Here is a 6,311-nt window from a genome sequence, read left to right as displayed (position 1 = left end):
TGTATGGTGGGTAGTTTGACTGGGGCGGTCGCCTCCTAAAGAGTAACGGAGGCGCGCGATGGTGGGCTCAGAACGGTCGGAAATCGTTCGTCGAGTGCAATGGCATAAGCCCGCCTGACTGCAAGACAGACAAGTCGAGCAGAGACGAAAGTCGGTCATAGTGATCCGGTGGTCCCGTGTGGAAGGGCCATCGCTCAACGGATAAAAGGTACGCCGGGGATAACAGGCTGATGACCCCCAAGAGTCCATATCGACGGGGTTGTTTGGCACCTCGATGTCGACTCATCGCATCCTGGGGCTGGAGCAGGTCCCAAGGGTATGGCTGTTCGCCATTTAAAGCGGTACGTGAGTTGGGTTCAGAACGTCGTGAGACAGTTCGGTCCCTATCTGCCGTGGGTGTAGGAATATTGAAAGGATCTGTCCCTAGTACGAGAGGACCGGGATGGACGTATCTCTGGTGGATCTGTTGTCGTGCCAACGGCATAGCAGAGTAGCTATATACGGACTAGATAACCGCTGAAGGCATCTAAGCGGGAAACTAACCTTAAAACGAGTATTCCCTATCAGAGCCGTGGAAGACCACCACGTTGATAGGCCGGATGTGGAAGTGCAGTAATGCATGCAGCTGACCGGTACTAATAGCTCGATCGACTTGATTGTTCTCATTATCAATATCCATCAGCGACGACCAAGGGTCGTCGATGATAGGATTGTTTGCTCTCACGCCTAATTCACTTCGTGAATGGCTCCGAGAGGGCGCGGTACAAACCGCGACGGCCAGTCGGCCTTGCGAACACTGAGTGTTCGAGGCGCCACTGACTGAAAACAATGCACGAAAATCCCAGCTTCTTATTTGTTTCTGTGCCCTTTGCTGACCTGGTGGTTATGGCGGAGCGGCTGCACCCGATCCCATTCCGAACTCGGCCGTGAAACGCTCCAGCGCCGATGGTACTTTGTCTTAAGACACGGGAGAGTAGGTCGCTGCCAGGTCTGCAAAAGGCTCAGAAATAAAAACATCTCACAGTCAATAAAACCAATACTTCCAATACCGGCTCATAAATTACCCTGGCGCGGGGTGGAGCAGCCCGGTAGCTCGTCAGGCTCATAACCTGAAGGCCGCAGGTTCAAATCCTGCCCCCGCAACCAAATCCTCTCAAAACAATTAAAACCACGATCCAGACGCCATTCCTATAGGCGTGTCAATGCATTCGGGACCAGCCCGTTCGAGCTAAAATCGATAAGCAATCGATTTCTATACGCTCTCACCTCATCACGCTCATAACCTGAAGGCGGAGGAGGAAAAGCAAGTGATACAATATCAATTGCACGACGAACGGTTCAAATCCTGCCCCCGCAACCAAACAAACAGCCCGCTCTTTGAGCGGGATTTTTTTGGTAAGGGGTCGTAGATTTTAAGCCTAGTCAGGCGCCCGCAAGGAGGCAAAGCCGACAAAGCGGGATACAAAACCACAAATCCTGCAAACAAAACAAAATCCCAAAATACATCAGAAATTCAATAGCTGTGCTAGCAAGCAAAACTCTTGCAGCAGACCGTACCAGCCTAAAGTCGATAAGTAAGCCTCTGCTATAAAGCCTCACCTTAGTCGCTTAAGTGACTGAGTGGGAAAGCTATAAACGTTACTCACGTTGTCAGAGTAAGCGTTCTTGATAAAGGCTGCCTTCCAGACGCAATAGTGCCTCTTTCTTGGCTAGACCGCCGCTAAAGCCTGTTAACTGACCATTGGCACCGATAACACGGTGGCAGGGAACAATAATCGAAATCGGATTAATCGCATTCACGCGGCCAAAAGCACGCGCAGAGCCGCGATGACCGGCACGTTCTGCAAGTTCACCATAGGTGACGACTGTACCATAAGGCACTTTTGCAAGCTCCTGCCATGCTGCCTTTAGAAAATGTGTGCCAAGCGGTGCTAGTGTAAGATCAAAATGACGTCTCTCCCTTGCAAAATACTGATGTATCTGCTCCGCGACATGGCCTACAGCCGCATCATCGTGCTGTGTAACAGGGATTTGTGCATTGGCCGGATGAACGCGGCTGTCATTCTCAAAATCAAGGCGCATAACCGCGCCCTGATCATTCACAATAACGGTTAGCTCACCGATAGGCGTCTGAATACAACCTGAATAAAAACATACCGGCATGAGCATTGTTCCGCTTGAATATTTTGAATGCATAAAGCGGTAACAATCTACCACTTTATGTTTGATGGTGCAGCGCCAGCAAGCGATGGAAATAAAGGTAAAACTTCTTCTGCCGCTATAAGCACGTTAATGTCATCTATTTACGTGTCGTGCTCTTCTTCGCAATGTCACCGATTCACGGTAACTTACTTCACATGCCTTTGTAGTGCGTGACCTAGATAGGTTCATGCTGAAGTATGTTGTTTGGAGTTTAATAATTTAGAAGTTATGATTATTTATAATTTCAGCTGTAACAAGCAGTAGGACTTTTTATGCCGAGCCAGCTTCAGAAAGAAATCAAGCGTTTAAAGCAAGAGTTGGCTGAAAAAGAGAAGCTGATAAAAGAGCAAGCTCAAACATTTTCACACTACAAAAAGATATATGGTCAGTCTTCTATCGTTGCACAAATAGGTATTTGGGAGTGCGCATTACCTACTGAGGAATTGACTTGGTCTGATTATACCTATGATCTGTTTGAATTGCCGAGAGGAACTCGACTTGATAGGTCTCATACTTTGGCTTGTTATACTGAAGCCTCTCGTGCGGAGCTTGTGAAGCGACGTTCAGATGCAATTGCTGCGCGTAGCGGTTTTACATTGGAAGCTGAAATAATAACTTTTGGCGGTAAGAGTCGCTGGATACGTATTACGGCATCAATTGAGTGTCAGAACGACATACCTGTTCGGATTTTTGGCATGAAACAAGATATTACTGATCAAAAACTGTCATTTGATCATATGATGTATCTTGCGGAATATGATCAGATGACTGGTTTAGCGAACAAAAGCCAATTCCTTCTGAAACTATCATCTGCCATTCAAGGAGATCAAGTAGCTAGCGGACATGGGTATCTGTTGTTAATCGACTTGGATGGGTTCAAGCCGATCAATGATGAATATGGCCATATTGCAGGTGATGAATGTCTGAAAGAAATAAGTAATCGACTAAAATCGATTAATCATTCTTATAAAGAGATATTCAGAATTGGTGGTGATGAGTTTGCCATTATCACTACTGAAATTCAGGACATAAGAGCTGTTCAAAAATTTGCACAGCGCATTATTGATTGTTTGAGCGAGCCGTTCATATTCGAAAAGCAATTGCTGAAGCTCGGAGCGTCAATTGGCATCGCAAGAATAGTTGGTGATTCAGTACCGGACGTCTTTGTTAATGCAGATACGGCTTTATATGCGGCTAAAGCGGCAGGAAAGGCCACTTATCGTTGTTATAACACGAATATGGGAAGCTGCGGAGTCCGCATTTCAATGTGATCTTCTTTGCGCTACAAATCGGGTTCTTGTCTGATAATGGTCAGCAGATAGTGTAAGTTAAGCCAATTAAAATGAAACTATCATTCAATAATTAATTGATTTAATAGAATTAATTGGCGGGCCATGCGGGATAGCGATGAGAACTATATCTACTCCATAGCCCTCTATAACCCTCCAAAATAAGCCTAGACGTGATCGTCTTTGGGGCAACGCGGGGCATAGAGATTGCTCAGCGTTTCCTATATGTTCTGATCACGGGATCGCGCAGGAGTCCCGATTGGAGCGATCACGATGCGCCGCGTTCAACAGTTGATGGGGCAGCAGCAACGGGGCAAGAACACCACGCTCATCGTTCTTGCCGCGTTCGAGCGGGGCCAGGACGGCGACCTGAGGCCGGCATTCGAAGCGCAGCAGATGCCGAGCTAGGATGATGCCGTCGCCCGGGCAAAGCTGATGTCGCGGAGCTATGCCGGCCAACCCGGACGAGGGCGAATTCGGCCAGCCCGAGGTGCTATGGCAGCACGGCGAAGTGCCCGATCTGGAGTAGAGCCTTACCGCTGGAAGTAGCTGTCGCCGCCTTGGAGCCATTCCTTCGAAACACGCTTCCCGGCAATCCTGTCGATGAATGCCTTGGTCGCCGCACCTGTTGCCTTCGACGCATCGCCGGTCACTCGCCCGCCAAAGATTTGAAGCAAGCCGCGCTCGTAGAGATGGTCGCAGCCGAACACGCAGAGCGGCATGACGATATGTGGGTCGAGACGTTCGCGCTCGTTGCAGAGGGATCGCTTCTTCTTGTGCGCCGTGACGAGGGAGGCGACGTCGTGCTCCTCGCCGCAGATTGCGCAGCGGTGCGTCTTGCGGCCTTCGAAGAGGTATTTGGACAGAATCGATTGCTCGCGGCGGCGCGTGCTCTGCACGTCGGCATCCGTGCTGCCGATTGCGCCGATTCTCTGGAGGCGCGCCGCGAAGCGGGAATAGCGGTCGTCGTCGGTGGGCGCGTCGTCCACGGGCTGGCGTTCCAACGGCCTGGGTCGGCCGACGAGGCTGTAGACGAACTGCTTGCGTCCGGCGGACCGGTCGACGTTCACCAACGCGTTCGCGCCGATCGTCTTTATGAAAAGAGGGATGCCGTATCCGAGCGACACAAGATGCGCGCGTACCGTGACGAAATCGGACGGGCCGTTTTCGTCGAGGAAGTCGACGATGTCGGTCTCGATATCTGTCAGCTCGGTGGTCTCGCCCTCGAATCTGGCCATGCGCTTGCCGCACTGGAAGAATTTTGAGCCCCGGATGTATTGCTCGATGGCTGCTTGGTCGGGATAGGACAGGTTTGTCGAACGCCGGCGCAGTGCATTGGCGAGTGTCGCGGAGAGGCGGGAAATCTCGACCTTGTCGAAGACGGAGAAGACCTTCGCGGACATGTTGACGAGGACGTTCTCGCGATCCTCGAAGCAGTAGCGCGTGATGCCGCCCGATTCGCCGACCCAAGCCTCGGGATGGAGGCGGATGACTGCAAGCAGCGTCTCGAGCTCGACATCGATTTGCGAGAGATGCGCGACGTCCGCCAAGCCGACGAGGCCCGGGATGCGCCGCGTCTCCTTGACCGCGGCCTTGAGGAGTTTGACGCTCTCGCCGTCGAGGATCAGATAGTCCTCGACCTCGTCGAGCTTGGAACGGGTCAGGGAAGTGATGCGGCCGTCGTAGAGGCCGTACTGGGTGCAGAGGCCGAGACCCTGCATCATGTTCAGCACGCCCAGGATGTTAGCGTCCTCGTCGGCCCAGCCTTCGTCGACCAGAAGTTCCGCGAGATCGGAGGCGAACCAGATGCCGAAGGCCGAGATCCGTTCGGCGCAGGCGCGCAGTTCAGGCAAGTCCTCGGCACCGACACGATCGCGGTAGTTCGCAGCGATAATCTGACGTGTGCGTTCGCGGGTGATGCCGCCGAAATGCTGACCGGTCTCCTCGAGCGTCGGCCAGGTCGACGAGCCGAAGCCGTTGAAGAAGGCCACGACGTCGATGTTGCGGGCCTTGGTCTCGCCTTCCGGGATGGCGGAATCGAGATGGGTGAGGAGCTCCTCTTCGAGCGTAACCGTCAACGAGTGTCCCTCAAATGCATATCCACAGATTAGGCTAAGTCAGAAGCAAGTGCGGCACCATATCGTAGTGAAGTCGTCCCAGTCCTAACAAGAAAAAACCGTAAACGGTCTCTGGGCAGCACGATCAGCTTAGCATGACGGCATTACTTAGTATGTAGCCATTGGTAGGCAGACGAGCGACGGGTCTATGCGGCCGATCCGTTCTAGCGGAAGCCGCCTGGAATTTGTGCCGTCAGTTTGCCAACTGCCCATGTTGCTCAAGAAGACGCATTAAGGCGGCATTGGCATGCGTAAAGTTCGAGAGCTGACCTTGAAGCTGGTACGCCCACTTCTCGCCATGGAAAAGATTGTTTCGGAAACGCCAGACGATCATCATCACCGTGAGGAGCCGATCGCGCGGAGCGGTGTTGCTTCCATCGAGGACCGACTGGACGATACCGGGCTGGTCTGCCGGGCGCAGATGGAGGTGCGGATAGTGGTGCGTGAAGCCGCCGTTGGCGTAGTAGCGATGCTGAAAATAGGCCAGCTCGGCGCCATATTGGTCGGCATCGAGCGTGCCGCTATCTCGCCATTCGTCGATTTTTGCGCAGATTAGGTCGGCGCGCGCGAAATTGCCCATGACCTGGGCCTCGAACAGGCTCCACAGGAAGGTGAAGTTGAAGATCGCGCCGCGATCTGCTTCGGGTAGCGCCTGAAATCCCGGCGCTTTTGCCAATAGCCATTGCATACTCATTTGGTGTCC

5 protein-coding genes, 1 tRNA gene and 2 rRNA genes (1 of these 8 running past the window's edge) are annotated in these 6,311 nt (G+C 52.4%); 5 read left to right on the top strand and 3 right to left on the bottom strand.

Features of this window, described 5'->3' with window-relative positions; genetic code table 11:
• The 3 genes from LDL70_RS14200 to LDL70_RS14190 form a co-directional block, all read left to right on the top strand.
• A 23S ribosomal RNA gene (locus LDL70_RS14200) occupies window positions 1–660 on the top strand; it begins 2,147 nt to the left of the window's first position.
• 215 nt (window positions 661–875) lie between these two features.
• Window positions 876–990, top strand: a 5S ribosomal RNA gene (rrf, locus tag LDL70_RS14195).
• A gap of 79 nt (window positions 991–1,069) precedes the next feature.
• Window positions 1,070–1,146: transfer RNA gene (locus tag LDL70_RS14190), tRNA-Met, on the top strand.
• 504 nt (window positions 1,147–1,650) lie between these two features.
• On the opposite strand, the gene LDL70_RS14185 is transcribed toward LDL70_RS14190, so the two are convergent.
• Window positions 1,651–2,163 (bottom strand): methylated-DNA--[protein]-cysteine S-methyltransferase, encoded by a 513-nt coding sequence (locus LDL70_RS14185; RefSeq protein WP_225685341.1) that lies wholly within the window; start codon window positions 2,161–2,163, stop codon window positions 1,651–1,653.
• A 311-nt stretch (window positions 2,164–2,474) separates the two neighbouring features.
• Here LDL70_RS14185 and LDL70_RS14180 point away from each other — a divergent pair, with 311 nt between their 5' ends.
• Together LDL70_RS14180 and LDL70_RS18015 are read left to right on the top strand one after the other, a co-directional pair.
• Complete coding sequence (locus tag LDL70_RS14180; RefSeq protein ID WP_225685340.1) at window positions 2,475–3,473, top strand: diguanylate cyclase domain-containing protein; 999 nt, start codon at window positions 2,475–2,477, stop codon at window positions 3,471–3,473.
• Between the two features lie 291 nt (window positions 3,474–3,764).
• Entirely contained in the window at window positions 3,765–3,899 is a 135-nt protein-coding gene (locus LDL70_RS18015; protein ID WP_255618274.1) for a hypothetical protein, read from the top strand.
• Between the two features lie 125 nt (window positions 3,900–4,024).
• Here the strand turns inward: LDL70_RS18015 and LDL70_RS14175 are convergent, their stop codons facing one another.
• Window positions 4,025–5,569 carry a hypothetical protein gene (locus LDL70_RS14175; protein ID WP_225685339.1) on the bottom strand — a complete coding sequence of 515 codons (1,545 nt, stop codon included), beginning with the start codon at window positions 5,567–5,569 and terminating at the stop codon, window positions 4,025–4,027.
• Window positions 5,570–5,801: 232 nt separating this feature from the next.
• The gene (locus LDL70_RS14170; protein WP_225685338.1) at window positions 5,802–6,302 is read right to left on the bottom strand and encodes a hypothetical protein; all 501 of its coding nucleotides are present in this window, start codon (window positions 6,300–6,302) and stop codon (window positions 5,802–5,804) included.
• Window positions 6,303–6,311: the final 9 nt, after the last annotated feature.

The organism is Pseudochrobactrum sp. XF203, from assembly GCF_020341615.1.
Lineage (GTDB): Bacteria > Pseudomonadota > Alphaproteobacteria > Rhizobiales > Rhizobiaceae > Pseudochrobactrum > Pseudochrobactrum saccharolyticum.
Note: the sequence above shows the minus strand (reverse complement) of the source record. Positions and strands in the feature narration are given on the sequence as shown.